The 26,415-nt window shown below is 63.3% G+C and carries 20 protein-coding genes, 4 tRNA genes and 1 pseudogene; 12 read left to right on the top strand and 13 right to left on the bottom strand.

Going from position 1 to position 26,415, the window contains the following annotated elements; genetic code table 11:
- Positions 1-126 precede the first annotated feature (126 nt).
- Complete coding sequence (locus tag PanNE5_RS16605; protein WP_130026272.1) at positions 127-903, bottom strand: SDR family oxidoreductase; 777 nt, start codon at positions 901-903, stop codon at positions 127-129.
- A gap of 178 nt (positions 904-1,081) precedes the next feature.
- Here PanNE5_RS16605 and PanNE5_RS16600 point away from each other — a divergent pair.
- A pseudogene (locus PanNE5_RS16600) lies at positions 1,082-2,751 on the top strand (electron transfer flavoprotein-ubiquinone oxidoreductase).
- 73 nt (positions 2,752-2,824) lie between these two features.
- On the opposite strand, the gene aroC reads toward PanNE5_RS16600, so the two are convergent.
- The 3 genes from aroC to PanNE5_RS16585 all read right to left on the bottom strand — a co-directional run bounded on the left by aroC (position 2,825) and on the right by PanNE5_RS16585 (position 6,480).
- On the bottom strand, positions 2,825-3,928 hold the full coding sequence (gene aroC, locus PanNE5_RS16595; protein ID WP_261938422.1) for a chorismate synthase: 1,104 nt from the start codon (positions 3,926-3,928) through the stop codon (positions 2,825-2,827).
- Positions 3,929-4,108: 180 nt separating this feature from the next.
- Positions 4,109-6,028 (bottom strand): MFS transporter, encoded by a 1,920-nt coding sequence (locus PanNE5_RS16590; protein WP_017233308.1) that lies wholly within the window; start codon positions 6,026-6,028, stop codon positions 4,109-4,111.
- Positions 6,025-6,480 carry a CBS domain-containing protein gene (locus tag PanNE5_RS16585; protein ID WP_017233307.1) on the bottom strand — a complete coding sequence of 152 codons (456 nt, stop codon included), beginning with the start codon at positions 6,478-6,480 and terminating at the stop codon, positions 6,025-6,027. Before PanNE5_RS16585 ends, PanNE5_RS16590 begins: the two co-directional genes overlap by 4 nt.
- Before the next feature lie 411 nt (positions 6,481-6,891).
- Here PanNE5_RS16585 and PanNE5_RS16580 point away from each other — a divergent pair, with 411 nt between their 5' ends.
- From PanNE5_RS16580 to PanNE5_RS16570, 3 genes are read left to right on the top strand one after another with little or no spacing between them, the layout of a single operon-like run.
- On the top strand, positions 6,892-8,199 hold the full coding sequence (locus PanNE5_RS16580; RefSeq protein WP_017233306.1) for an O-acetylhomoserine aminocarboxypropyltransferase: 1,308 nt from the start codon (positions 6,892-6,894) through the stop codon (positions 8,197-8,199).
- On the top strand, positions 8,196-9,011 hold the full coding sequence (locus PanNE5_RS16575; protein WP_017233305.1) for an alpha/beta fold hydrolase: 816 nt from the start codon (positions 8,196-8,198) through the stop codon (positions 9,009-9,011). The genes PanNE5_RS16580 and PanNE5_RS16575 overlap by 4 nt, the downstream gene beginning before the upstream one ends.
- 32 nt (positions 9,012-9,043) lie before the next feature.
- Entirely contained in the window at positions 9,044-9,367 is a 324-nt protein-coding gene (locus PanNE5_RS16570) for a DUF962 domain-containing protein (protein ID WP_261938421.1), read from the top strand.
- Here PanNE5_RS16570 and PanNE5_RS16565 read toward each other — a convergent pair.
- The gene (locus tag PanNE5_RS16565) at positions 9,357-10,673 is read right to left on the bottom strand and encodes a YihY family inner membrane protein (protein WP_017233303.1); all 1,317 of its coding nucleotides are present in this window, start codon (positions 10,671-10,673) and stop codon (positions 9,357-9,359) included. The two genes, PanNE5_RS16570 and PanNE5_RS16565, sit on opposite strands and share 11 nt — an antisense overlap.
- Before the next feature lie 338 nt (positions 10,674-11,011).
- On the opposite strand from PanNE5_RS16565, the gene wrbA reads away from it, so the two are divergent.
- From wrbA to PanNE5_RS16530, 7 genes are all read left to right on the top strand, one after another.
- Positions 11,012-11,599: an NAD(P)H:quinone oxidoreductase gene (wrbA, locus tag PanNE5_RS16560; protein ID WP_261938420.1), complete on the top strand. Its 588-nt coding sequence runs from the start codon at positions 11,012-11,014 to the stop codon at positions 11,597-11,599.
- Between the two features lie 162 nt (positions 11,600-11,761).
- Positions 11,762-12,145 (top strand): DUF2069 domain-containing protein, encoded by a 384-nt coding sequence (locus PanNE5_RS16555; protein ID WP_150564575.1) that lies wholly within the window; start codon positions 11,762-11,764, stop codon positions 12,143-12,145.
- Positions 12,146-12,210: 65 nt separating this feature from the next.
- Positions 12,211-13,632 (top strand): FAD-binding oxidoreductase, encoded by a 1,422-nt coding sequence (locus PanNE5_RS16550; protein ID WP_017233301.1) that lies wholly within the window; start codon positions 12,211-12,213, stop codon positions 13,630-13,632.
- 138 nt (positions 13,633-13,770) lie between these two features.
- Positions 13,771-14,622: a zinc-dependent peptidase gene (locus tag PanNE5_RS16545; protein WP_017233300.1), complete on the top strand. Its 852-nt coding sequence runs from the start codon at positions 13,771-13,773 to the stop codon at positions 14,620-14,622.
- Positions 14,623-14,809: 187 nt separating this feature from the next.
- Positions 14,810-15,076, top strand: coding sequence for a type B 50S ribosomal protein L31 (locus PanNE5_RS16540; RefSeq protein ID WP_017233299.1), 267 nt, complete (start codon positions 14,810-14,812; stop codon positions 15,074-15,076).
- Positions 15,077-15,382: 306 nt separating this feature from the next.
- Positions 15,383-17,113: an ArnT family glycosyltransferase gene (locus tag PanNE5_RS16535; RefSeq protein ID WP_017233298.1), complete on the top strand. Its 1,731-nt coding sequence runs from the start codon at positions 15,383-15,385 to the stop codon at positions 17,111-17,113.
- Between the two features lie 37 nt (positions 17,114-17,150).
- Complete coding sequence (locus tag PanNE5_RS16530) at positions 17,151-18,500, top strand: MATE family efflux transporter (protein ID WP_261938419.1); 1,350 nt, start codon at positions 17,151-17,153, stop codon at positions 18,498-18,500.
- 254 nt (positions 18,501-18,754) lie between these two features.
- Here PanNE5_RS16530 and PanNE5_RS16525 read toward each other — a convergent pair.
- The 7 genes from PanNE5_RS16525 to PanNE5_RS16495 form a co-directional block, all read right to left on the bottom strand.
- Positions 18,755-18,831, bottom strand: a tRNA-Asp gene (locus PanNE5_RS16525).
- A 99-nt stretch (positions 18,832-18,930) separates the two neighbouring features.
- A tRNA-Asp gene (locus PanNE5_RS16520) sits at positions 18,931-19,007 on the bottom strand.
- Between the two features lie 97 nt (positions 19,008-19,104).
- Positions 19,105-19,180: transfer RNA gene (locus PanNE5_RS16515), tRNA-Glu, on the bottom strand.
- Positions 19,181-19,343: 163 nt separating this feature from the next.
- Positions 19,344-19,419, bottom strand: a tRNA-Ala gene (locus PanNE5_RS16510).
- 183 nt (positions 19,420-19,602) lie between these two features.
- Entirely contained in the window at positions 19,603-21,759 is a 2,157-nt protein-coding gene (gene pnp, locus PanNE5_RS16505; protein WP_026131825.1) for a polyribonucleotide nucleotidyltransferase, read from the bottom strand.
- Positions 21,760-22,100: 341 nt separating this feature from the next.
- Positions 22,101-22,370, bottom strand: a complete 270-nt coding sequence (gene rpsO / locus PanNE5_RS16500) for a 30S ribosomal protein S15 (RefSeq protein WP_017233294.1) — start codon at positions 22,368-22,370, stop codon at positions 22,101-22,103.
- Between the two features lie 295 nt (positions 22,371-22,665).
- On the bottom strand, positions 22,666-23,940 hold the full coding sequence (locus PanNE5_RS16495; RefSeq protein WP_261938418.1) for a branched-chain amino acid ABC transporter substrate-binding protein: 1,275 nt from the start codon (positions 23,938-23,940) through the stop codon (positions 22,666-22,668).
- 142 nt (positions 23,941-24,082) lie between these two features.
- On the opposite strand from PanNE5_RS16495, the gene PanNE5_RS16490 reads away from it, so the two are divergent.
- Positions 24,083-24,664: a hypothetical protein gene (locus PanNE5_RS16490; RefSeq protein ID WP_261938417.1), complete on the top strand. Its 582-nt coding sequence runs from the start codon at positions 24,083-24,085 to the stop codon at positions 24,662-24,664.
- A gap of 105 nt (positions 24,665-24,769) precedes the next feature.
- On the opposite strand, the gene PanNE5_RS16485 is transcribed toward PanNE5_RS16490, so the two are convergent.
- Positions 24,770-26,314, bottom strand: coding sequence for a 2-isopropylmalate synthase (locus PanNE5_RS16485; protein WP_261938416.1), 1,545 nt, complete (start codon positions 26,312-26,314; stop codon positions 24,770-24,772).
- Positions 26,315-26,415: the final 101 nt, after the last annotated feature.

The raw sequence follows: 26,415 nt of genomic DNA, 5'->3' as shown, positions 1-26,415 counted from the left end.
CCATTAGCACCCGAGAATTATGCGCTTGTCGCCGCTACGCTGACTGCCTCGGACAATCCCGGATTGCCGCATTGCAGCGAGCCTGCCCAATTCGCCAAATCGCCGTGGCACAAGGCCTGACGAGGCTCAGCCGACCGCCAGACCATCGTCGATCGTCATGATCGACCCGTTGATAAACCTGGAATCGTCTGAGGCAAGAAGCAGAATCAGCCCGTCCAGATCGCTCGGTTCCCCGACGCGTTGGCGGGGCAGCATCTGAACGAGCTTGCGACCGGCGTCGGTCTGCCAATGCTCGTGGTTGATCTCGGTGTCGATATAGCCCGGACACAACGCATTGACATTGATGTTGTAACGTCCCCATTCGAGTGCCATCGCACGGGTCATGTGGATGACCGCCGCCTTGCTCACGCAGTACACGCCGAGCATGGAAATCGCGCGCTGCCCAGCCACCGACGCCACATTGATGATCCGGTGCTGGCGCTGCGGGTCGCCCTTTGCCCGCCGAATCATGCGTTTGGCGACTTCCTGCGCCACGAAAAAGGTGCCGCGCGTGTTGGTGTTCAGGACGTAGTCGTAGTCCTGGGGCGTAACGTCGACCAGACGCTGCTGGGTCGACACACCGGAGTTGTTGATCAGAATATCAATGGCCCCCGCCTCGGTCTCGGCATGGGCCACCCCGGCGCGAATGCTGTCGTAGTCGGTCACATCGAGAGGAACGACGTGCGCCGCACCGCCTTGCGCCTCGATCTCCGCCCTCAATTCCTTGAGCCGCTCGACACGCCGGCTGGCCAGCACGACCTTTGCCCCGGCCTGGGCCAGCACCTTGGCAAACTGCATGCCAAGTCCGCTCGAGGCCCCCGTCACCATCGCCACTTTCCCTTCGAGATTCAGCGAACGCCCCATCGTCTTCTCCCTCGCGCCTGGACACCCATTGAACAACGGCGACGCCGCATGGCGTGCCGCTAGAGTTGCTTACCTACCATACCGAACGATCGTGCTATTAATATGCGGTTGCGAGGTGCCCCCCATTCCCGGAAAATGGCCGCACCCACGAATTCTAACGTTTATAACAGGAGCATCAATGGATCCCAAGCTGCTTGAGCAGTACGGCCCGAGGGAGTCGATGGAGTATGACGTCGTCGTTGTTGGCGGCGGTCCGGCCGGCCTGTCCACGGCAATCCGTTTGAAGCAGCGCGCGCAGGAGGCGGGGAAGGAGATTTCCGTATGTGTCCTGGAAAAAGGCTCGGAAATCGGGGCGCACATCCTGTCTGGCGCGGTCATGGATCCGCAAGCGCTGACCGAACTCATCCCCGACTGGAAAGCCCTTGGTGCACCGCTCGACACCCCGGTCGTTGAAGATCGCTTCCTGTTCCTGAACGAGACCGGCGCGACCCCCACGCCGTCGTGGCTGCTGCCCGCCTGCTTCCAGAATCACGGCAACTATGTCATCAGCCTGGGCAATGTCGTGCGCTGGCTCGGACAACAAGCCGAAGCGCTGGGCGTTGAAATCTTCCCGGGCTTCCCGGCCGCCGAGATCCTGTACGACGAGAACGGCGCGGTCATGGGCGTGGCGACCGGCAACATGGGCGTCGGCAAGGACGGCGAACCGACCGAGAACTTCCAACTGGGCATGGAACTGCACGCCAAGTACACGATCTTCTCGGAAGGCGCACGGGGCAGCCTGGGTCGCCAATTGATGCGCAAGTTCAATCTCGACGAAGGCCGCGATCCGCAGGCCTACGGCCTGGGCATCAAGGAACTGTGGGAAATCGACCCGGCCAAGCACAAGGAAGGTCTCGTCATCCACACGGCCGGCTGGCCGCTCAACGCGCAAACCTACGGCGGCTCGTTCCTCTACCACCTGCCGAATCATCAGGTGGCGGTCGGTTTCATCGTTGGGCTCGACTACGGCAATCCGTACCTGTCGCCGTTCGAGGAGTTCCAGCGTTACAAGACCCATCCGTCGATTCGTCACTTCCTCGAAGGGGGCAAGCGCATTTCATACGGTGCACGTGCCATTACAGCGGGCGGTCTGCTGGCCCTGCCGAAGCTCGTTTTCAAGGGCGGTGCGCTGGTTGGGTGCGAAGCGGGCTTCCTCAATGTCAGCCGGATCAAGGGCAGCCACGCCGCTATCAAGAGCGGCATGATGGCAGCCGATGCCGCCTTCGACGCGCTGGTGGCCGAGCGCCAGCGTGACGAACTCAGCGCCTACCCGGCCGCGTTCGAGCAATCGTGGCTGCACGAAGAGCTGAACAAGGCGCGCAACTTCAAGCAGTGGTTCAAGAAGGGCCTGACCGTGGCCACGATCATGACCGGCATTGAGCAAAAGCTGCTCGGCGGCAAGATGCCATGGACGATTCACCGCAAGAAGGCCGATCATGAGTGCCTGCTGCCGGCCGCGCAATGTCAGCCGATCGCCTACCCCAAGCCCGATGGGAAGCTCACGTTCGATCGTCTGTCGTCGGTCTTCATCTCGAACACCAACCACGAGGAGAACCAACCGGCGCACCTCACGCTCAAGGATCCCAGCGTGCCGGTTGGCATCAATCTGTCCGAATACGCGGGGCCTGAGCAGCGCTATTGCCCGGCAGGCGTGTATGAGTTCGTGAAGAACGAGGACGAGTCCGAGCGGTTGCAAATCAACGCGCAGAACTGCGTGCATTGCAAGACTTGCGACATCAAGGACCCGACGCAGAATATCGTGTGGGTTACGCCGGAAGGGGGGGCGGGCCGAACTACCCGAATATGTAATGCGGTATCGCCGCCGGTTCGCCCGGCGGCCTTCAGTCCGGCTGACGACGCCTGGCGTTCGCCTTGCGCCTCGTCAGTCCGACACGCGCGCCGCGATAACCGGCGTGTTCACGTGCACGTCGCCGCACTGCGCGCGGTGACGCAACGCGTGATCGATCAACACGAGCGCGAGCAGCGCTTCGGCAATCGGTGTCGCGCGAATTCCCACGCAAGGGTCATGCCGCCCGAACGTTTCCACCGTCGACGCGTGACCGGCAACGTCGATCGAGCGACGCGGTGTACGAATGCTCGACGTGGGCTTGATCGCGATCGACACGTCGATATCCTGACCGGTCGAAATGCCGCCCAGAATGCCACCGGCGTTGTTCCCGACGAAGCCCTCCGGCGTCAATTCGTCGCCGTGCTCCGACCCCTTTTGCGTGACGCTGCGGAAACCCGCACCGATCTCCACGCCCTTGACGGCATTCAGGCCCATCATCGCGTGGGCGATATCGGCATCCAGGCGATCGAACAGCGGCTCTCCAAGACCCACCGGAACGCCGGTCGCCACAACGCGCAGCTTCGCCCCGACCGAATCGCCCGCCTTGCGAAGGTCATCCATATACGCTTCCAGTTGCGGGACGACTTCCGCGTTGGCGGCGAAGAACGGATTCTGCGACACCTGCGACCAATCCGTCTGTGCGATCTCGATGTCGCCGAGTTGCGTCATGCATCCGTACACCTGCACGCCAAATTTTTCGGCCAGCCACTTCTTGGCGACGGCGCCGGCGGCAACGACGGGCGCCGTGAGACGTGCGGACGAGCGTCCGCCACCGCGGTAATCGCGCACGCCGTACTTTTGCAGATAGGTGTAATCGGCATGTCCGGGGCGGAACGTCTGGACGATGTTGCCGTAGTCTTTGCTGCGTTGATCGGTATTGCGGATCAGCAGTGCGATGGGCGTCCCCGTCGTCACGCCCTCGAACACACCAGAGAGGATCTCGACGGCATCCGGTTCGTTGCGCTGCGTAACGTGGCGCGACGTGCCAGGACGGCGGCGATCCAGCTCCCCCTGGATGTCGGCTTCCGTGAGCGCCATTCCCGGCGGACAGCCATCGATCACGCAGCCAATGGCCGGGCCATGCGATTCGCCGAAAGTGGTGACGGTAAACAGAGTTCCAAGCGTATTGCCAGACATACGGGGATCGGGTTCGGGGAGGACGGGAAGGCCCTATTATGCCAGCGATCCCGCCACACCGCGCCGCCCTGTGCGACGGTCGAGGGCGCTAAACGACCGGCCGGCGGCATTTTGGGCGCTTTTGGGGCGTGGCATCGGAGACTTCCGAGCCACGGCCGCGATTCACGAGGAGACGCCCCCTCACACCGGCCAGGGGCCGCGCAGCTTGAGCACCTTGTCCCGCAGGGTTTCCGGCGTCGCCTGCGCAGGCGACACCGGCGCCCCGATGACAAGCTCGAGCCGGTTCAGAATGCCACGCTTGAACGGCCGTGACATTGCCGCGCCACCATGTCGCGAAAAGAAACTTCCCCACAGCCCGCGCAGCGCCATCGGCACGACCGGCACGGGCGTACGCTCGACAATGTGCTGTACCCCCTGACGGAAGACCTGCAGCTCGCCGGATGCCGTGAGCTTACCCTCAGGAAAGAGGCAAACGACGTCGCCCGCCGCCAGCGCGTCTGCGATCTGCCGGTAGGCGCACTCGAGCGCGACTGCATCTTCGTGCGCCGGGGCAATGGGAATGGCGCCGACCGTACGAAAGAACCACGACAGCACCGGGATGCGGAAAATACGGTGGTCCATCACAAAGCGAACCGGACGCCGGATCGACGCCCCGATCACCACGGCATCGGCAAAGCTGACGTGATTGCAGACCAGCAGGCATGGCCCGTCGTCCGGAATCTGATCCGCCCCTTTGACGTCGATGCGATAGAGGGTGTGCAACAGCAGCCACATCGCGAAGCGAATCAGGAATTCCGGGAGTCGCAGGTATAGATAGACAGCCACCAGCGCGTTGAGAATGCCGGTGACGAGATACAACTGGTCGATGGTGAACCCGGCCTTCGTGAGCGCCATCGCCATGAGGGCCGACACGACCATGAACAACGCGTTGAGGATATTGTTCGCTGCGATGATGCGTGCGCGATGCGACGGCGCGCTACGGCTTTGAATCAGCGCGTACAACGGCACGCTGTAGAAGCCCCCGAACATCGCCAGCAGGAACAGGTCCACCAGCACGCGCCAATGGGCCGGTTGCGAAGCGAACTGCGCCACCGTCTGCAAGGCCGCGCCGTGAGCGCCGCCCCGACTCGCAAAATAAAGATCGACCGCGAATACCGTCATGCCGATCGAGCCGAACGGCACGAGTCCGATTTCCACCTTGCCGCCCGAAAGCCGCTCGCACAACAGCGACCCAATCCCGATGCCCAGGGAGAACATGGCCAGCAGCAGCGTGACGACACCCGGACCGGCGCCGAGCACGTCATGTGCGAAGTTGAAAAACGACGCGAGAAAGGTCGCCCCGAGAAACCAAAGCCACGAGATACCGAGCAGACTCTGGAAGACCGCACGGTCCGTACGCGCGATGCACAGATTTCTCCACGTCTCGGTCAACGGATTCCAATTGATGCGCAGATCCGGCTGCGCCGCGGGCGTTTGCGGCACCCACGTCGACACCAGCCGGCCCAACAAGGCCAGTCCGAGGCAAACGCCGCCGATCCACGGCAGCGAGCCCGCCCCGGCGCCAGCCAGTTCGCCGCCGACAATCGTGCCGATCAGGATGGCCACGAACGTTCCCATTTCGACCAGACCGTTCCCCCCCACCAGTTCGCGCGTGGCCAGGTGCTGAGGCAGATAGGCGTACTTGACCGGCCCAAAGAGTGTGGAGTGGAGTCCCATCAGGAAGGTGCACACGAACAGCAGCGGCGCGCTTGCCCAGAGGAAGCCGGCCGCGCCGAGCGCCATGATCGCGATCTCCAGCGACTTGACGAAACGGATCAGGCGCGCCTTGTCCCACTTATCGGCAATTTGCCCGCTGGTCGCGGAAAACAACAGGAACGGCGCGATGAAGATGGCCGAGATGAGGAACGCCGCCGTCTTGCCGTCGACGTTCTGAAAAAGCGATGCGTGATAGGTGACGAGCGACGTGAATGCGATTTTGAACACGTTGTCGTTCATCGCACCCAGAAACTGGGTCCAGAAGAACGGCGCAAAGCGCCGCTCTTTCAACAGTCGTGATTGGTGGCCCTCGCCGCGTGCCCCGCGCTGGCTGGCCTCACTCACTTGGTGTTTTCCGCTTCCTCGGCCGGCCAATCGCGAATGTAGGCCTTGAGCATGCGATTTTCAAAGGATTGCTCCTCGACGACGGCACGCGCCACATCGTAGAAGGAAATCACGCCCATGAGCGTGCGATTGTCCATGACCGGCAAATAGCGGGCGTGACGCTCGAGCATCATGCGCCGGACTTCGTCGACATCCGTCTCCGGCGTGCAGGTGAGCGGATGGTCGTCCATGACTTTGCGAATTGTGGAACTGCCAACCGTACCGCCGTTCTTGCTGATCGTATTGATGATTTCGCGGAACGTGAGCATGCCCACGAGATCGCCGAACTCCATCACGACGAGCGAACCAATGTCATGCTCCGCCATCGTGTCGACGGCCTGGGCCAGCAACGTCTCCGGGGTCACGGTGAAAAGGGTGTTGCCCTTTACTTTCAGGATGTCAGACACACGCATGGCACACACTCCTCGTTGAGATGCTCGGGCAACCGCGGCAGGACGATGCCACCGGACGCATTTGCCAGACTTCGGCGTTCGAGACGGATCGCCGGCGCGCGCGCCGCTGTCCCCTCGTTATTGTGATTAGATCATGTTCGAAAGATGCTATCGGAAAGCGTCTGAAAAGGAAAGGAACAAGACGCGCCAATGTCCGTGCGACGAGGGTTTTCGGCCGATTCCGGGGATCGATCGGGCATCGCCGCACCTCAGACATCGGACAGCACCGGCATTTTGCCAATGGGGGCGGCAGCGCCTGTCGAGATGCATTGCGGTGGTGCTAGGATTGCCGCATACGTGATGTCCGCATCACACGCCAGCGCCAAGTCGCCGTCAAGTCAACGTCAAGCCAACCGAGAGGCCCTCTCCGACATGTCAGTCCCGCACTTCGACACGCTTGCCCTGCACGCCGGGGCCGCCCCCGACCCCGCCACCGGGGCTCGCGCCACGCCGATCTACCAGACCACGTCGTTTGTCTTCTCCGATGCCGACCAGGCAGCCGCGCTTTTCAACATGGAACGCGCCGGCCATGTCTATTCGCGCATTTCCAACCCGACCAATGCCGTCTTCGAAGAGCGCATGGCCGCACTGGAAAACGGCGTCGGCGCCATTTCCACGGCAAGCGGCCAGGCCGCGCTGCACCTGGCCATCGCAACCCTGATGGGCGCGGGTTCGCACATCGTGGCGTCCAGCGCGCTGTACGGCGGTTCGCACAATCTGCTGCATTACACACTGCGCCGCTTCGGCATCGAGACCACCTTCGTGCGCCCTGGCGACCTGAACGGCTGGCGCGCCGCCGTGCGCCCCGAGACCCGGCTGTTCTTTGGCGAAACGCTTGGCAATCCGGGGCTCGACGTCCTCGACATCGCCCAAGTCGCGGAGATCGCTCATGACGCGGACGTGCCCCTGATGGTCGACAGCACGTTCACCACACCGTGGCTCATTCAGCCGTTCGATCATGGCGCCGATATCGTCTATCACTCGGCTACCAAGTTCCTCGGAGGGCATGGCACGACCATCGGCGGCATTCTGATCGACGGGGGCACGTTCGACTTCGAGCGAAGCGGCAAATTTCCCGAACTGACCGAGCCGTACGACGGCTTCCACGGCATGGTCTTCGCCGAGGAGAGCTCGGTCGCGCCATTCCTGTTGCGCGCGCGACGCGAGGGCTTGCGCGACTTTGGCGCATGCCTGCATCCGCAGGCGGCATGGCAACTGCTGCAAGGTCTCGAAACGCTGCCACTTCGCATGGCGCGGCACGTCGACAACGCACGTCGGGTGGTGGCGTTCCTGGCGGGGCACGAGGCGGTGGCAAGCGTCGCCTATCCGGAACTGGCGTCGCATCCCGACTACGCACTGGCCAAGCGACTGCTCCCGCGCGGCGCGGGTGCCGTCTTCAGCTTCAATCTGAAGGGCGACCGGGAGGCCGGGCGCCGTTTCATCGAATCGCTGCAGCTCTTCTCGCATCTGGCCAATGTCGGCGACGCACGCTCCCTGGTCATTCACCCTGCCTCCACCACGCATTTCCGCATGGACGCCGCGGCGCTCGCGGCGGCGGGTATCGGAGAGGGCACCGTACGCCTGTCGATCGGCCTGGAAGACCCTGACGACCTGATCCAGGATCTCAAACGCGGCCTGAAGGCGGCAGTCAAATCCACGGCCAAGGGACAAGCACGATGAAGTTCGACATCCGCGGCAACAACGTCTACGCCTATACCGCCGGCAAATCGATGGATCCCGCGCTACCGACGGTCGTCTTCCTGCATGGCGCACAGCACGATCACAGCGTGTGGGGGTTACAGAGCCGGTACCTCGCCCATCACGGCATGAACGTACTCGCGCTCGATCTGCCCGGACATCACCGCAGCACGGGCGCCCCATTGACGACCATTGAAGCGATGGCCGATCGCGTGGTCGCCGTGCTCGATGCCGCCGGCATCGGAAAAGCCACCTGGGTCGGGCACAGCATGGGGTCGCTGATTGCGCTGGACGCCGCCGCCCGCCACCCCGATCGGGTGTCCCGTATCGCCCTGGTGGGCACCGCTTACCCGATGAAAGTCTCCGATGTCCTCCTCGAGGCCGCCGCCGAACGTGAGCCGGAGGCCATCGCCCTCGTCAACGCCTGGTCGCACAGCACGATCGCCGCCAAGCCATCGGCGCCCGGCCCCGGTTTCTGGACATGGGGCGTCAATCAACGCTTGATGGAGCGCGTGGCGCAACGCAATCCCGCCAAGGTGTTTCTTACCGACTTCGAGGCGTGCAATCGCTACGATCGAGGGATGGCGGCGGCTGCGCAGGTTCGATGTCCGGTGCTCGCCGTGTTGGGGCAACGCGATCAGATGACGCCGCCCCGCGCAGCGCAAGCCCTGCTCGATGCGTTGCGCGACGCCGGTGCCCCCGTTTCGGTCAAGGTCGTCAATGCCGGCCACGCGATCATGACGGAACAGCCGGACGCGCTGCTCGATGCGCTTGTGCAATTCATGCGAGACTGAACGCATCAACTTCCCAATGCAGGAGGTTTGCCATGACACCTGGGCACGATGAGTCGCCGGCGTTTCACCGGTTTGTGGACTTCTACCCCTTCTATCTCGGTGAGCACCGCAACGCCGTCTGCCGCCGTCTGCATTTCGTCGGCTCATGGGGCGTGATCGCCTTTCTGGCAGCGCTTGCCCTGACAGGCAACCCGTGGTGGCTGCTCGCGGCAGTCGTCTGTGGTTACGCGTTCGCGTGGGTCGGCCATTTCTTTTTCGAGAAGAACCGGCCCGCCACCTTCCGCCATCCGATCTACAGCCTGATGGGCGACTGGGTCATGTTTCGGGATATCTGTCTCGGCCGTATCAAGCTCTAGCGCCTGCTTCGGGCTCGTGACCCTTGTGATCCACGTCAAGACACGACGCGTCGCCACCGCCGTCGTCCGGAGTGACATCGCGCGGTAGCGCGTCGGCCAGGGGCACGTCCCATTTTCCTTCGCGCAGAATGTCGGCAACATGCGCGCCATCGAGCGCGTGACGCTCCATTTGACGCGCCAGCTCGTCGACGTTGAGGGCCAGCTGCGCGACCAGTGGCGCCAGGGTCGTCGTACGCGGGTTCGCGAGCAGCAGCCAACGCTCCACCGGTGGCTGCATCGTCAACCGTCCGACCCATCCCATGCGCTCAAGCCGAGCGAGCAGGTCACCGGCATGATCGAGGCTCGTGCGCATCGTACCCGCCAGTTGCGCCATCGTGCGACCGCTACCGCCGGCTTCGCGGTCCAGATTGAGCAAGTGGATCAGCGTCAGGCCGTCCAGCAGATCGCTCCCCGGAAAGCGGGGGTATTGGAAATGCCCGAGGCGCAGCGCGGGCAGGACCGACGTGATCGTCGCGCCGATCAGCGCCACCAGCCACGACAGGTAGATCCAGAGCAAGAAGATCGGCACCGCCGCGAATGCGCCATACACGGCCGTGTAGGTCGGAAACTGCCGGATGTACATGCCGAAGCCCCGCTTGGTCAGGTCGAACGCCAGCGCCGCCACGACACCGCCAACCAGCGCGTCGCGCCAGTCCACCTTGCAATTCGGCATGTAGAGATACATCAGCATGAACACCACGCTGGTCAGCGCCGGCGGAATCAGGCTGAGCAACGAGGTGACAACGGGCGGCAGCGTGCTCACCAGCGACATCGATTGCGTGAAGACGTACGAACTGATCGACAGACTCACTCCGATCAACAGCGGCCCAAGCGTGAGCAGACTCCAATAAATCAGCAGACGCTGTGCGATCGGTCGCGGACGTCGCACACGCCAGATCACGTTGAACGCCGACTCGATCGTCATTAACGTGAGCACGGCCGTCACCAGCAAGCCGATCAAACCGAACGCCGTCAGGCCTTTCGCCTTCGATGCGAATTGGTTCAGGTAATTGAAAATCTGGGCATTGACGCTCTCGGGCATCAGGTGCTCGATCAGGAAGCCCTGCAAGGCGTCGCGAAACGTATTGAAAATCGGAAAGGCGGTGAACAGCGCGAATGTCACCGCGAACAGCGGCACGATCGACAGGATCGAGGTAAACGTCAGGCTCGCCGCCACTTGCGGAATCCGGTCGTCCTGCGCCCGCGCAAGCGCGTATCTCAGCAGTTGGCGAACGTTGTTCCAGTTGATGCGGGGCAGTCTGAGCAAATCGGGCTCCTAAGGGGAAGGGCTGGCGCGGCTGGCAACCGTTCATCCCACGCGATCCGTTACGGGGCCTCGCGGTTAAGCGGTTAAGCCGTTACGCCAATAGGAACGCCCTATAATACCCGCACTTTTCCGTTCCTTTTCTGTTCCTTCTCCACCCGGCTTTCACCCAAGGCCCAAGGCTCGGGCAGGTTTTCCGCATTACGTCTGACGCAGGCGTTCCCGACAACCGGGGCGACCTGCAACGACACAACGCGCAGCCAGACCGCTTGATCTCGCTACCTCGAGTCGACGCCCCGACATCAATCTGCCCGCCACCACCGACCCGCCGATTCGACTTCATGACTGAAATCCTCGTCCTGTACTACAGCCGCCACGGCACCACGGCACAACTCGCCCAATGCATCGCAGCCGGCATCGACAGCGTGCCCGGCGCGCAAGCGCGCGTGCGCACCGTCCCCGCCGTTTCCACGGTATGTGAAGCGAGCGCACCGGACATTCCCGACAGCGGCCCGCCCTACGTCGAATTGCGCGATCTGGAAGAATGCGCGGGACTCGCGCTTGGGTCGCCGACCCGCTTCGGCAACATGGCGTCCGCGCTGAAATACTTTCTCGACGGCACCACGCCGCAGTGGCTCTCGGGCGCCCTGGCCGGGAAACCGGGCTGCGTGTTCACGTCGAGCGCCAGCCTGCATGGCGGCCAGGAAAGCACGCTGCTGTCGATGATGATCCCGTTGCTGCACCATGGCATGTTGCTGATGGGGCTGCCCTACTCCGAACCCGCGCTCTCCAGCACACGCACCGGCGGCTCGCCCTACGGCGCCACCCATTTCGCGCATGACGGCAATCCGCTCTCGGCCGACGAACGTCAGTTGGCGTCGGCGCTCGGCGCACGACTCGCCCGCGCCGCGCGCAAGCTGGCAGAATGAGGGTTTGCGCCGCGCCACACGCCGCCCCCGGCGCGTGGCGATGGGCGCTCCCGCAGTAACGCCGGCCATCACGACAAGCCCATGACTGCTACACCGCCCGACATGCCCCAAAACACCGATGCCCGGCGTGCGCCCGCGCAGCCCCCACGCACGCCACCGCCGATGCCCGCCGCCTCCGGCGGGGCTCGCGGGCTGCGCCTGATCAGTGTGACGAGCCTGCTGGCGTTGATTGCACTGTCGCTCGCCTGGGAGTTATGGCTCGCGCCGCTGCGTCCCGGTGGCTCGTGGCTGGTCCTCAAGGCGTTGCTGTTGCTGCTGCCGCTGCGCGGCGTGCTGCGCGGCAACCTGTATACGCTGCAGTGGTCCAGCATGTTCATCCTGCTGTTTCTTGCCGAAGGCGTCGTGCGCGGCATGACGGACACGGGGGCATCGGCCTCGCTCGCGTGGATCGAGACGGCGCTGTCCGTCGTCTTCTTCTTCTCGACGATCTTTTATCTGCGGCCCTTCAAGCGAGCCGCGAAAGCCCGTGCCGCAGCCGCGCGTTAGCGCCTGCCCTCGAGACTCAGCGTTACCCAACCTTGGATCGCGCGAATCGTGTGACGCCCCCTGACATGAACGACTCCTCCTTCCTCACCGCGTGCCGTGACCTGCTGGGCCGTGACCACGTTCTGCTCGAGGCCGCCGACACGGACGCCTACCTCACCGATCAACGCAAACGCTATACCGGACGCGCCCTCGCCGTGCTTCGCCCCGCCGACGCCGCACAGGTCGCCGCCCTCGTGCGCCTTTGTGTCCGGCACGGCGTGCCGATGGTGCCGCAAGGCGGCAACACGGGCCTCGCCGGCGGCGCGACACCCGACACGAGCGGGCGTCAGGTGCTCATCAGCTTGCGCCGTCTCGATCGCATCCGACAGGTGGATGCCGAGAACATGACCCTGACTGCCGAGGCCGGCTGCCTGCTCGCGAACGTGCAGGCGGCGGCCGCCAGCGCGGAGCGCCTCTTCCCGCTGAGCCTGGCCGCCGAGGGCAGTTGCACGATCGGTGGCAATCTCGCGACGAATGCCGGCGGCACCGCCGTGTTGCGATACGGCAATACGCGCGAACTGTGCCTCGGCCTCGAGGTGGTCACGCCGCAAGGCGAACTGTGGGATGGCTTGCGCGGGCTGCGCAAGGACAACACCGGCTACGATCTTCGCGATCTTTTCATCGGCGCGGAAGGCACGCTCGGGCTGATTACCGCGGCAACACTCAAGCTCTTCGCACAACCCGTGGCGCGCATGACGGCGCTCGCCGCTCTGGAAAGCCCCGCGCACGCCCTGGCCCTTCTGAATCTGGCGCAACGCATGGCAGGTCCGCTGCTCACGGGCTTCGAGTTGATGTCCCACTTCTGCCTCCAACTCGTAGCGCAAATCTTCCCGCAGCAGCGTTATCCGTTCGCGCAACCTCATGCCCAGACCGTGCTGCTTGAACTCTCGGACAACGAGAGTGAAGCGCATGCGCGCGATCTGCTGGAGCGCTTGCTGAACGCGGCCGTCGATCAGGGTATCGTGCACGACGCCATTGTCGCGAACAGCCTGGCGCAATCGAATGCGCTATGGCACTTGCGCGAGAGCATTCCGCTGGCGCAGTCGGCCACGGGGCTCAACATCAAGCACGACATCGCGGTGCCGGTATCCCGGGTGCCCGCGTTTCTCAAAGCCACCGACCCGATCGTGCAGCGCGTGGCGCCCGGTGCCCGCATGGTCACCTTCGGCCATTTGGGCGACGGGAATCTGCACTACAACGTGATGGCGCCCGAAGGCGTCGATCCCGCCCAATTCCTTCATCGGCATCAGACGGCGGTCACCGCCGCCGTGCATGACAGCGTGCATGCCCATCACGGCACCATCAGCGCGGAGCACGGCCTCGGGCAACTCAAACGCGACGCCTCGGCGCATTACAAGTCGCCGGTCGAACTCGCACTGATGCGCACGCTGAAGACGGCCTTCGACCCGCTCGGGCTAATGAATCCGGGCAAGGTGCTGCCCGACTGAGCACCGCCGCCGCGCTGTGTGGCACGCTCGTTGCGGCGGCGCAAAAGCAGTTAAATTGGCATCGGTACGCCATCGGTGCTCAAAGGCCCTCCCCTGAGATTCACCGCGACTGCGTCAAATCATCCGACTTCGCTCCTCATGCTCCGAACCCTGCTCGCCCGCCTCCGACGCGCCCACACACGCCCCACGATCGACGATGCCGTCTGGCGCGAAGTCGTCGGCGCCCTGCCATTCCTGACACGCCGCAGCGCGGCCGACCTCGACAAGCTGCGCGCCCTCGCGACCGATTTCCTGGGCCGCAAACACTTTTCGACGGCGCACGACCTGCCGTTGACCGAAGCGATGTGTGTCTCGGTGGCCGCGCAAGCCTGCCTGCCGATTCTCAATTTGCCGAGCGCGCTGTATCGCGGTTGGACGGGCATCGTGCTGTATCCCGGCGAGTTCCTGATTCGCAAAACCGTGCAGGACGAAGCCGGCGTCGTGCACGACATCGCTCAGGAGGCGAGCGGCGAGGCGTGGGAAGGCGGGCCTGTCGTTCTGTCATGGCAGGATGTGCAAGCGAGCGATGTCCTGGCGTACAACGTGGTAATTCACGAGTTCGTCCACAAGATCGACATGGAAGGCGGCGAAGCCGACGGCGTGCCGCCGATGCTGCGGCGCGTGCATGGCGACCTCACGCCCGAAGCCTGGTGCGATGTCTTCGATCCCGCGTACGAGGCGTTCTGCCACGATGTGTCCAACGTTCCCGATGCCCACTGGGAAGCGTTTGCCTCGTCGTCGCTGCTCGACCCCTACGCCACCGAACACGAATCGGAGTTCTTCGCCGTCTGCGCCGAGGCGTTCTTTGTGGCCCCGGAGGCCTTTCGCGACGCCTATCCCGCCTTGTACGCGCTGTTCTCGCGCTATTTCCTGCAAGATCCGGCGGTGAGCGCCGGCACTGGCGACGCCGCGCCCGGCACAGCGGCATCCACGCCCGCCGGCGACCCGTGAAAACTTTGCGAAAGTCATTGTTTTCATGGCATAATGCGCGTTTTACTCACCCGGAAAGTGGTTGACGTCCCTCCCGTCGCATGACGACGATGGCGTTAGCGGGCCAACGGGGTGCCTCCCGGGGTAACAAACCTCGGGCGAACCTCCTCCCGCGCAGACTGGCTACCGACTTAACCCAAGGTACATCATGAAAGAAGGCATTCACCCCGAATACCGCGAAGTCCTGTTCCGCGACATGACGCCCGGCGTCGACTTCGAATTCATCACCCGCTCGACGATCCACACCAAGGAAACGGCCGAGAAGGATGGCAAGAGCTACCCGCTCGTGAAGATCGAAACGTCGTCGGCTTCGCACAACTTCTACACCGGCGAACAGCGCATCATGGACACGGCTGGCCGCGTCGACAAGTTCCGCCAGAAGTTCGGCAACCGCGCCGGCGGCAAGATCGCCTAAGTTTTATCGGCGACGCGCCACACAACGCGCTGCGGGGCCCGGCAGAGACTGGCGGGCCAGCACCTTGGGGCAACACCCCGGCGTTGTGGAAAGCATTGGAAAGGGGCAGCTCAGGCTGCCCTTTTTTCTTGGGTCTGGTCTGCGCCACCGCACGGCTTACTGTCATACTGTCGGCTTTTCCGATTTGCCCGAGTTTTCCCTTGGTTTTACCCTGAGCAGCACCCCGAGTTTCACCTTCGAGCCCGTTCCGGCTCGCCCTCTGAGTCTCCCCGATCCGGCCGCCGTGCCGATCCTGTCGTCCGGCCTATGAAACGAGTTCGCATCACCGCCTCCGCCACCAGCGCGCTACCGCGTTCGCTGTTGATCGCCATTTGTGTCATCTATGTGCTGGCGGGGTTGTTCGGTCGCGATCCGTGGAAAAACGAAGACGCCGCAGGTTTCGGCGTCATGTGGACGATGGCACACGGTCACTTGTCCGACTGGCTGCTGCCGAACATCGCGGGCAAACCCATTTACGACACCGGCCCGCTCGTCTCGTGGCTCGGTGCGCTCGCCATACGCGCCTTCTCGTGGCTCGACGCCCCCGACGCCGCGCGCATTGTCACCGGGCTGTGCTTCTACGCGACCTGCACGTTCATCTGGTACGGCACCTATCTGCTCGGTCGCCGCCCCGAAGTGCAACCGTTCAAATACGCCTTTGGTGGCGAGCCAGAACCGCGCGACTATGGACGCACGCTCGCGGACGGCGCCCTGTTGATTCTGCTGGCCTGCTTCGGGCTGGCCGAGCGTGGACACGAGACAACGGCCGCCGTCGGACAGCTCACGCTTATCTCGATGGCGATTTACGGCCTCGTGCGCAGCCTCGACAAGCCGCGTCAGGGCGCCGTCTGGTTCGGCCTCGCCCTGGGCGGCATGGCGCTCGCGTCCTCGCCGCTGATGACGCTCTCGCTCTGGTTCGCAGGCATTGCCGCTGCCATTGTCTGCCGCGCCCTGCCCTTGCGCATGCTACTGCTGATCTCCACGCCGGTGACGCTGCTCATTGCCTGCACGTGGCCGCTAGCGGCGCTCAAGTTTGCCAGCGGCGCACGCCAATGGCTCGGCGAGTGGACGGATATCGGCATGGACACCTTCAGCGGCCCGACGCTCGCCTCGCTGAGCTACATCGCCAAGAACCTGGCGCTGTTTGCCTGGCCCGCATGGCCGCTTGCCGCGTGGTCGCTTTACTCGTGGCGCGGCATGCGACGCGCGCCCCACATCGCGATTGCGCTTGCCTTTGCCGTCGTGATTCTTGTGCTGATCGTGCTGCAGGCGCATCAGGGCAATCAGCTCTTCATGCTGGCGCTGCCCGCGCTGTCGATCATCGCCGCCTTCGGCCTGCCCACGCTCAAGCGCGGCACGGTCAACGCCATCGATTGGTTCGCCGTGCTGTCGTTCACCGTGCTGGCAGGCTTCGTCTGGATCGTCTGGCTCGCCGGCATCACCGGTTTTCCGGCCTCCACGGCGCGCAATCTGCGACGCCTGGTCCCGGGCTTCGCCCCCGAGTTCAGCTGGGTCACGCTGATCAGCGCCCTGATCGTGACCGGCGCCTGGGTCGCACTGGTGGCGTGGCGCGTGTCGCGCAGCCCGAAAGTCCTGTGGCGCAGCGTGGTGCTGTCGTCTGGCGGCACAACCCTCATGTGGGTATTGCTCATGACGCTGTGGCTGCCCGTCGTGAACTACGGCAGAACCTATCGCGACGTGGCCGCACAGATCGCCGCCCATCTCCCCGCCGATTACACGTGCATTCGCACGGCTCGCGTCGGCGACGCGCAGCTCGCGTCGTTCGCCTACTTCGGCAAGATGCGCTTCGGCACGGCCAACGACGATTGCGACGTGCTGCTGCGTCAAGACTCGCAGGACTACAGCGAACCGTTGTCGCTGGCGCCCTACGAATGGCGCCAGCTCTGGGAAGGCCGCCGCGCGGCCGACCGCGACGAGCGCTTCCGCCTTTATGTATTGCAGGAGCGTCCGGGGCGGCGCGGGGCGCGTCCGCGCTAACCCCATCCCCCATCCCTAGCGACGCTCACGCAACGCCATGTGGCACGACATCAAACGCATTGCCGAACTGGCCTGGCCGGTGCTCATCGGCCAGTTGGCCGTCATCGCCTTCGGGGTGATGGACACGGCAATGGTCGGTCGCGCCTCGGCGTTCGATCTCGCATCGCTCGCACTCGGTGGGTCGATCTACATCACGGTGTATGTCGGCCTGATGGGCGTGCTCGTGGCGCTCTCCCCGATCGCCGCGCAACGCTTCGGGGCAGGAGAGCGCGAAAGCATCGGCGAGGAAGTGCGGCAGGCGTTCTGGCTCGCCGGGTTTCTCGCCGTGCCGGGTGTCCTGCTGCTATCGCATCCGCAGTTCATTCTGCGACTCTCCGAAGCATCCCCCGAACTCGAAGCGCGCGCGAGCGCCTATCTCCAGATGCTCGCGTTCGGCCTGCCCGCCGCGCTGCTCTTTCGTGTGTACTCCTCGCTGTCCACCGCCGTGGCGCAGCCCCGCATCGTCATGGCCATTCAGGTCACGGGACTGACCTTGAAAGTCCCGCTGAATCTGGCACTGATTTACGGCATCGAACGGCTGGGTATTCCAGCGCTCGGCAGCACCGGCTGCGCCATTGCCACGACCGCCATCAACTGGGTCTCATGTGCGCTCGGACTCACACTGATGGCACGTCACGCGAAGTTGCGTGCCTTCGCCACCTTTTCCCGATTCTGCTGGCCGCACTGGCCGGCGATTCGTGCGCTGCTCAAGCTCGGCATACCCATGGGACTGAGCTACCTGATCGAAGTGACGGCGTTCTCGTTCATGGCCATCTTCATTGCTCGCCTGGGCGACGTGACGCTCGCCGGTCACCAGATTGCCGCGAACCTCGGCGCGCTTATGTATATGCTGCCGATGTCGATTGCGATTGCGACGGCGACGCTCACCGCACAGGCCATCGGCAAGCGCGACTTTCGCTTGGCGCGCCGGGTCGGGCGCCGCGGCGTCGAGTTTGCTGGCCTGCTGGGCGTGTTGCTGGCGAGCGTCATGGGACTCTGCCGGCCGTGGGTTCTGGCAGCTTATACGTCGGATCCGCTGGTCGCGGCGGTCGCGACGCCATTACTCGCCATCGTCGCCGGCTATCACGTATTCGACGCCTTGCAGGTGAGTGCCGTCTTCGTGTTGCGCGCATGGAAGGTTGCGGTGATCCCGACCGTCATCTATGCCGTATCGCTCTGGGGTGTCGGACTGGGGGGCGGTTATGTGTTGGGCTTCGACGTCGGCGGGCTGTCCCCGGCGTGGCTGCATGGCGCCGCAGGATTCTGGTTCGCCAACAGCGCGAGCCTGGCGGTCGCCGCCGTCGGCTTGCTGCTCTATCTGCGCTGGATCGTACGCGTCAAAGGCTGAACGCACACGCCTCGGGCCGACTCGGAACATCACCACGGCCCGACAGATTACCGCGCGCGATCAACGCCCATCATCGATGCGCACTATTTGCACATCTTCAAGAAATTGCGCGAAAAATCCGCACACACTTTCAGGGCGACAGCCATCGGGAGAAAATGGTATCGAAACGCCCCGAAAGCCCCGTTGCAGGACTCGAAATCATGAACGTCGAACGACAAAAAAAAGCCCAGGCATTAGCCTGGGCTTTCTTCGTTTGGCGGAGCGGACGGGGCTCGAACCCGCGACCCCCGGCGTGACAGGCCGGTATTCTAACCAACTGAACTACCGCTCCAAACTTGCTGCAGCATCGTGATGTGATTCACTTTGCTTTCCTGCCAGCGATTCGACACTGCAGCGTTGTTACGCGCAGATTGCCGAACTGCGTAGGTTTTGGCGGAGCGGACGGGGCTCGAACCCGCGACCCCCGGCGTGACAGGCCGGTATTCTAACCAACTGAACTACCGCTCCAAAACCGACAAAAAAACCCGCCAAACTTCCAGCGGGCTTTACGCCACCAACTGCGTGGCATTTTAAACTGATACCGACTCGCTACCGGCACCAATTCTGGCGTCCCCTAGGGGATTCGAACCCCTGTACTCACCGTGAAAGGGTGATGTCCTAGGCCTCTAGACGAAGGGGACAAAATCGTCACAATCTTGTCTGTTTCGCTTTACTGCATTTCGCGAAGAACGCTATTCTAAACAACATTTCTTCGATTGTGAAGCTTTATTTTCAAGTGATTTGCATCGTTTTCGCAAGAATCTTGCTTGTTCGATGCGCCTGAAAATCAAGCTTCGGAATCCGTGGTGGAGGTAAGCGGGATCGAACCGCTGACCTCTTGCATGCCATGCAAGCGCTCTCCCAGCTGAGCTATACCCCCCGAACAGAGAAGTGAGATTCTAAAGACAAACCCATTTTCTGTAAATACCCTTCTCGCATTTTTTCCGCATTATTTTGCCGATCCGTGCGATGGATAAAAAAACGGCGACGCGCAAGCGTCGCCGTTTTCTTTGGCACAGCGACGCACCAACGCGCGCCGCCAAGCCTCATACCGACATCGGAATTACTGAGCGTCGCCTTCGCGCTTGACCAGCGCCGGGCTACCCTGCTTTTCTTCGTCCGTCAGCGCCTTGTGCGACAGACGCAGACGACCCTTGTCGTCCTGCTGGATCACCTTCACGCGCACCGCCTGGCCTTCCTTGAGGTACTCGTTGATGTCCTTGATACGCTCGTTGGCGATTTCGGAGATGTGCAGCAGACCATCCTTACCCGGCAGCACCGACACGATCGCGCCGAACTCGAGCAGCTTCAGCACGGTACCGTCGTACACCTGGCCCACTTCGACTTCCACGGTGATCAGCTCGATGCGGCGCTTCGCTTCCGCAATGCCTTCGGCGCTCGGGCTGGCAATCGTCACCACGCCGTCGTCCGAGATATCGATGCTCGTGCCGGTTTCTTCCGTCAGTGCGCGGATCACCGAACCGCCCTTGCCGATCACGTCACGGATCTTTTCCGGGTTGATCTTGATGGTGACCATGCGCGGCGCGAATTCCGACAGTTCCGTACGCACGCCCGACTGCGCTTGCGCCATCTTGTCAAGAATATGCAGACGGCCTTCCTTGGCTTGCGCCAGGGCGACCTGCATGATTTCCTTCGTGATGCCCTGGATCTTGATGTCCATCTGCAGTGCGGTGACGCCGTTCGACGTACCCGCCACCTTGAAGTCCATGTCGCCCAGGTGATCTTCGTCGCCGAGAATATCGGTCAGCACGGCAAACTTGTTGCCTTCGAGGATCAGGCCCATCGCGATACCGGCGACCGGCGCCGTCAGCGGCACACCGGCGTCCAGCATGGCGAGGCTGCCACCGCACACCGACGCCATCGACGACGAACCGTTCGATTCGGTGATTTCCGACACCACACGCACGGTGTAACCGAAATCGTCGGCGCCCGGCAGGCACGCCACCAAAGCGCGCTTGGCCAGACGGCCGTGACCGATTTCGCGGCGCTTGGGCGAACCCACGCGACCCGTTTCACCCGTCGAGAACGGCGGGAAGTTGTAGTGCAGCATGAAGCGATCGCGGTACTCGCCTTGCAGCGCGTCGATGATCTGCTCGTCGCTCTTGGTGCCGAGCGTGGCCACCACGAGGGCCTGCGTTTCGCCACGCGTGAACAGCGCCGAACCGTGGGCACGCGGCAGCACGCCGGTGCGGATCGAGATCGGGCGCACGGTGCGCGTGTCGCGGCCGTCGATACGCGGCTCGCCAGCCAGAATCTGGCTACGCACGATCTTGGCTTCCAGATCGAACAGGATGTTGCCCACTTCGATACTGTCCGGCGCGGCTTCGCCCTTGGCGCTCGCCGCTTCGCCCAGCTTGGCGATCACGTCGCTGGTCACGGCGCGCAGTTGTTGCGTACGCGCTTGCTTTTCGCGCGTCTGGTAAGCGGCGCGCAGCGAGGCGTCCGCCAGTGCCGACACCTGTGCGATCAGCGCTTCATTCTTCGCGGCCGGGGCCCAATCCCACTCGGCCTTGCCTGCGTCGCGCACCAGATCGTGAATGGCGTTGATCGCCGTTTGCATTTGATCGTGACCGAACACCACGGCGCCCAGCATCACGTCTTCCGGCAGCTCTTTCGCTTCCGATTCGACCATCAGCACGGCTTGCTCCGTACCGGCAACGACGAGGTCGAGCTTCGACTGGGCGATCTGCTCACGCGACGGATTCAGCACGTACTGACCGTCGACGTAGGCCACGCGCGCAGCGCCTACCGGGCCGTTGAACGGCAGACCGGAGATCGACAGCGCTGCCGATGCGCCGATCAGGGCCGGGATATCCGCCGGCACTTCCGGGTTCAGCGAAACGACCTGCACAACCACCTGGACTTCGTTGTAGAAGCCTTCCGGGAAGAGCGGGCGGATCGGGCGGTCGATCAGGCGCGACGTCAGCGTTTCGTTTTCCGACGGACGGCCTTCACGCTTGAAGAAGCCACCCGGGATCTTGCCGGCGGCGTAAGTCTTTTCCAGATAGTCGACGGTCAGCGGGAAGAAATCCTGCCCCGACTTGGCGCTCTTCGCACCCACGACCGTGGCCAGCACGACCGTATCGTCCATGTCGACGAGCACGGCACCGGATGCCTGGCGAGCAATCTCACCCGTCTCCATGCGAACCGTGTTTTGTCCCCATTGGAAAGACTTGACGACTTTATTGAACATTTGCACTCCTATATCGAATCGCGCGAATGCAGCAGCGGCGCGATATCGCTGCCGGGGTGATCCCGACGCCTCGCAGGGGGGAGTGTTATGCCATTCCAGCGTTGCCCGGCACCTTGGCGCGTAGGCATTGGCATCGCTCGGGCGACGCTGGAATGACACAAGCCCTGCTTATCGACGAGGCCCCATAAAGTGGGAACTACAGGAACTGCTGGAACCGGGGAGAACCCAGCCCAACGGTGAGGTACGCGACCGGCCGGACATCCTCAGGACATCCGTCAGGGAGCGCCCAAAAACAAAATGCCTGCATCAGCACGCTGATACAGGCATCTCGTCGTAATCGCAATCGCTTACTTACGCAGGCCCAGCTTCTCGATCAGGGCGCGGTAACGATCTGCGTCCTTGCCCTTGAGGTAATCGAGCAGCTTGCGGCGACGGCTCACCATGCGCAGCAGACCGCGGCGGCTGTGGTGATCCTTCATGTGCGCCTTAAAGTGCGGCGTCAGTTCGTTGATGCGCGTGGTGAGCAGCGCAACTTGCACTTCGGGGGAGCCGGTATCGTTAGCGGCACGGGCGAATTGCGCCACGACGTCCGACTTCTTGGTCATTGCGGTAGTCATTTGCTTTCCTTTGGATACACGCGGTCACGGAAGAATGGCCGTGCCGTGAACTTACAAAAACATGCGCGGCATTGCCGCACATAAACAAAACTGCAAGTGCGCGATTATACGGGAGTTGCCTCCCGGATGCCATACTTTTCCTCGCCACGCCGCCTCAGACGGGGCCGAGCGAACGGCTTGAGCGCTGAAAACCGGGCGCTCCACCAAATAATCCGGACAATTTCAACGGATTATCCGGAAAATTTCGACCAATTATTTTTCCCGTCACGCCAGCCCTTCTGCCCTTCCCGGCCATTCACCGCTGGCGGGCCATCCGGCAAGTACTGGGCAATGCCACCTTATTGGCGGGCAGCTCGAGCACTGTCTTGAACCCAAAGCCCGAGCCCTCGTTGTCGAACTTCACCCCCGGCTCGCCCGCGCGGCGCATGACCGACACGTACAACGGCTCGATCAGCTGGTGGTCGTTCGGACGCATCCATGCGTCGACCGGCGCCTCGCGAATCCGGCGGTTCTGCAGCGCCCGCGCCACGGTCGTCACATCGGTGGTGCCGGCCTGCTCGAGCGCCGCGGCGATCATGTCGATCATCACGCTCATGCGCAGCAGCGCATAGTCGTCGCGCGCCTCCGGATAACGCGCACGGAACGCCTTGTAGAACGCATCCGACGCCTCGCCGCCCACGTTCGGGTGCCATTCGGCCACGGCATACACGCGGCCAACCCCGGCCTCGCCCAGTGCTGCCGGCGCGCCGAGGGCGTTGCCATAGAACGTGTAGAACTTGAGCTCCATCCCCTGTTCGCGTGCGGCCTTGACGAGCAAGGTCAGGTCGTTGCCCCAACTCCCCGTCACCACCGTATCGGCACCTGCCGCGCGAATGCGCGCAAGATAGGGCGTGAAGTCCTTCACGCGCCCCACCGGGCTGAACTGCTCACCCACGATCTGCACGTCCGGGCGCTTGGCGCCAATCATCTGTCGGGCGAGCCCGGCGACCTGCCGGCCAAAGCTGTAGTCCTGGTTGAGCAGGTAGACCTTCTGGATGCTCGGATCTTGTTTGATGGCCTCGGTCAACGCCTGCATGCGCATGGCGGCATTGGCGTCGAAGGCGAAATGCCAGAAACTGCACTGCTCGTTGGTGAGCGCCGTGTCGACGGCCGAGTAATTGAAGAACAGCATGCGCTGCCCGGGATCGCGCGCATTGCGTTTGTTGATGGCATCGATCAACGCCGACGCAACGGCCGAACTGTTGCCTTGGAAGACGAATGGGATGCCCAAATCGCCGGCAGCCTTGAGTTGCACCAGGCTGTCTTCGACGCCGCCCTTGCTGTCGAACACCGTCAACTCGAACGGATGGGCGCCGTCGCGCAACTTCACCCCACCGCGCGCATTCACGCGTTCGATCGCGAACCGCAAATTGCGCTCGACCATGGCGCCCGCATTGCCGAAGGGACCGCTCATCCCCTCGATGAGCGCCAGCCGGATCGGCGGTGCCGCGTGGGCAAGGCTGGTCGCGGCCAGCAAGCCAGCGGCGCACAACACCGCGCTCAAGCGCGCCAGCAAGTCATGAACTTTCATCGAGGCCTCTGAGACTGTGTCGGCGCGAATCATAACGCCCCCACCCGCCCCCGGCAAGCCGCCCCACCCCGGAACGCGCGACACGGCGGTATGCTATCGACATGCCGCTCTGCGGCCGTCTTCCTCTGACGCGAGGCCATTCATGACTGATTCGACTCGGGCGCGCGCGGGCATCGCCCCCCCGAACACCGCCGCCGCCTTGCCCGGCGCTTCACGCCCCGCCGCGGCACTGCGCTGGCTCCTGGGCGGTGCACTCGCGCTATCGCTGAGCGCCTGCTACACGCCCCCGTGGCAAACCATTTCCCCCAACGCCTCGCAGGCCGAGGTGCAAGCAAGGCTGGGCAAACCCAGGGAAGTCTATCCGCTCACCCCCGGCGTGACGCGCTGGCTCTATCCGACCAAGCCGTTCGGCGAAGAGACGATCGCCGCCGATTTCGACGCTCAAGGCCGCCTGCTGGGTACCGCGCAAGTGCTCTCGATGCCGGAGTTCAACAAGGTCGAGATCGACAAGTGGACGAAAACCGACGTGCTGCATCACTTCGGCGAACCGGTCGAAACGTCGTACTTCCCCCTCATGAAGCGCGAAGTCTGGACTTATCGCTTCAAGCAGGACGACGTCTGGTACTCGATGATGAACTTCTATTTCGATGCGGACGGCATCGTCAAGACGACCCAGATCAGCCCCGATCCGCTACACGAGAAGTTCGATCACGACCTGTTCTGATCGCATTTCGAGCCCCACCAACAGCAAAACGCCCGCTTGCCGGATGTCCGGAGGCGGGCGTGTCGTGCCATGGATCGGTCGTCAACGGCGCCAGTGCGCCCTCGCTTACGGCGTCAGTTGCGGGTTGAGCTTCTCGGCCTTCGAATACAACTTGTTGAGCGCCGACAGATACGCCTTGGCAGACGCCGCGACGATATCGGGATCTGTGCCCACGCCATTCACGATGCGCCCGCCCTTCGACAGTCGCACCGTCACCTCACCCTGCGATTGCGTACCCGTCGTGATCGCGTTCACCGAATACAGCAGTTGCTCGGCGCCGCTTTGCACCTGCGATTCGATGGCATTGAGCACGGCGTCGACCGGGCCGTTACCCTCGGCGTCTCCCGTGAGTTCCTTACCCTGCGCGGTGAAGACCACGCGGGCGCTCGGGCGCTCGCCCGTCTCGGAATGTTGCGCCATCGACACGAGATGGAAATGCTCGCTGCTGTCGGCCTGCGCTTCATTCGAGACGATCGCCAGAATGTCCTCGTCGAAGATTTCAGCCTTCTGGTCAGCCAGTTCCTTGAAGCGAGCGAACGCGGCATTCACGTCCTGCTCCGACGCCATCTCGATGCCCAGCTCCTGAAGGCGCTGCTTGAAGGCGTTGCGGCCCGAGAGCTTGCCGAGCACGATCTTGTTGGCGGTCCAGCCCACATCTTCCGCCCGCATGATCTCGTAGGTGTCGCGCGCCTTGAGCACGCCGTCCTGGTGGATGCCCGAGGCGTGCGCAAACGCGTTGGCGCCCACCACCGCCTTGTTCGGCTGAACGCTGAAGCCGGTGATCTGCGAGACGAGCTTCGAGGCCGGCACAATTTGCGTCGTATCGATGCCGAGCTCCAGACCGAAGTAATCCTTGCGGGTCTTGATCGCCATCACGACTTCTTCGAGTGCCGTATTGCCCGCGCGCTCGCCCAGACCGTTGATCGTGCATTCGATCTGACGCGCGCCCCCCAACTGCACCCCCGCCAGCGAGTTCGCGACGGCCATGCCCAGATCGTTGTGGCAGTGCACCGACCAGACCGCCTTGTCCGAATTCGGCACACGCTCGCGCAGCGTGCGTACGAGCTGGCCGTAAAGTTCCGGCACGCCGTAACCCACGGTATCGGCCACGTTGATGGTCGTCGCGCCTTCGTTGATGACGGCTTCCAGCACGCGGCAAAGGAAATCCAGCTCGGAGCGGCTGCCGTCTTCCGGTGAGAATTCGATATTGTCGGTGAACTGACGCGCATATCGCACGGCGAGTTTCGCCTGCTCGAGCACCTGATCCGGGCTCATGCGCAGCTTCTTCTCCATGTGCAGCGGCGACGTGGCGATGAACGTATGGATACGCGACGAGTTCGCGCCCTTGAGGGCCTCGGCGGCGCGGGCGATATCGCGATCGTTGGCACGCGCAAGCGAGCAGACGGTACTGTCCTTGATGATGCCGGCAATGGCCCGGATGGCCTCGAAGTCGCCGTTCGAGCTGGCGGCGAAGCCGGCTTCGATCACGTCCACGCGCAGACGCTCCAGCTGACGGGCGATGCGAATCTTCTCATCGCGCGTCATCGACGCGCCGGGCGACTGTTCACCGTCGCGCAAGGTCGTATCGAAAATGATCAGCTTGTCGGCCATGACTTTCTCCAGTGGGGATCTTGTAGGGTTCAGTTCGTTCTAGATGTCCGGGGGCGGCGCAGTCGCAAGCCGAAGGACGCCTGGCCGCCCACGACACTGTG

This window comes from Pandoraea sp. NE5 (assembly GCF_024363545.1).
GTDB lineage: Bacteria > Pseudomonadota > Gammaproteobacteria > Burkholderiales > Burkholderiaceae > Pandoraea > Pandoraea cepalis.
This window is presented reverse-complemented; position numbering and strand designations above follow the sequence as displayed.